The following is a 1,039-nucleotide window of genomic DNA, read 5'->3' as shown; positions in this document are numbered from 1 at the left end:
CCGGCGTCAGTGGGGTATAAGGGACGGGTGGAGGAACTGGTGGGGGCGGCGGTGTCCCTGTCCTCGGACGCCGCGTCCTTCGTCAACGGCACGGTCGTTTATGTGGACGGCGGCATCACCGCCTCCTTATAGGGGTCGCATGACCAGCGCCGCGCCCCCGGATTCCGCCACCTTCCCCGCCGCCATCGCGGACCGGCTTCGGCGCGAGATCCTGACCGGCGCCATCGCCCCCGGCAGCCCGATCAAGGAACGCGACCACGCCGAACGGCTGGGGATCAGCCGGACCCCGCTGCGCGAGGCGGTGCGGATCCTCGCCAAGGAGGGGCTGGTCACGCTGCGCCCCCTGCGCAGCCCGCTGGTCACCGACCTGACCCGGGCCGAAGCGATGGACGAGGTGGCGGTGCTGCGGCTGCTGGAGCTTGCCGGCGGAGAGCTGGCCTGCGCCAACGCCACCGACTCGGAAATCGCGGCGATCGCGGCGCTGGCCCGCGCGGTCGAGGACAACCACGCCACCGGCGACAAGGTCGAGGTGTTCGACATCGACATGCGCATGCACCGCGCCATCGTCGCCGCCGGGCACAACGCGGCGCTGAGCCGCAGCTATGGCGAATACCTGGCCCGGCTGTGGCGGATCCGGTTCCTGTCGGCGCGGCGGCGGTCGGATGCGGCGCAGGTGCTGGCCGCCCATCGCGGCATGGTCGATGCGCTGGCCGCCCGCGACTGGCCGGCGATGCGGGCGCACATGGAATCGCATCTGGACGGGCTGGTGCGCAACCTGGACGCCCATTTCTCGGATGACGACGCCGAGGCCTAGATCTCGACCAGCGCCCCCCGGGCCGAGATGACCCGCTGCGCCACGGCGTGGCCGGCGCGGATCGCGGTCGCGATGTCCTGCCCCGTCAGCCGCGCGGCAAGGTAGCCGGCGTTGAAGCTGTCCCCGGCGGCGGTGGTATCGACCGGCTGGATGCGGGGCAAATCGGCGACGCAGCCCTCGCCCTCGGCGCCGGCGTAATGAACCGGACCGCCACCGTTCTTGACC

General features: G+C 72.1%; 3 protein-coding genes. 2 read left to right on the top strand and 1 reads right to left on the bottom strand.

All coding sequences use genetic code 11. The features are described from left to right. The coding region (locus IC63_RS17805) for an SDR family oxidoreductase (RefSeq protein ID WP_156965542.1) at nucleotides 1-132 on the top strand (132 nt) is incomplete at its 5' end. A gap of 7 nt (nucleotides 133-139) precedes the next feature. After that, complete coding sequence (locus IC63_RS16710) at nucleotides 140-814, top strand: GntR family transcriptional regulator (protein ID WP_052042356.1); 675 nt, start codon at nucleotides 140-142, stop codon at nucleotides 812-814. On the opposite strand, the gene IC63_RS16705 is transcribed toward IC63_RS16710, so the two are convergent. Further along, nucleotides 811-1,039 (bottom strand): PfkB family carbohydrate kinase (locus tag IC63_RS16705; RefSeq protein ID WP_036722767.1); only part of this gene is annotated, 229 nt, incomplete at its 5' end. The two genes, IC63_RS16710 and IC63_RS16705, sit on opposite strands and share 4 nt — an antisense overlap.

Origin of the sequence: Paracoccus sphaerophysae, assembly GCF_000763805.1 — a bacterium.
Classification (GTDB): domain Bacteria; phylum Pseudomonadota; class Alphaproteobacteria; order Rhodobacterales; family Rhodobacteraceae; genus Paracoccus; species Paracoccus sphaerophysae.
Note: the sequence above shows the minus strand (reverse complement) of the source record. Positions and strands in the feature narration are given on the sequence as shown.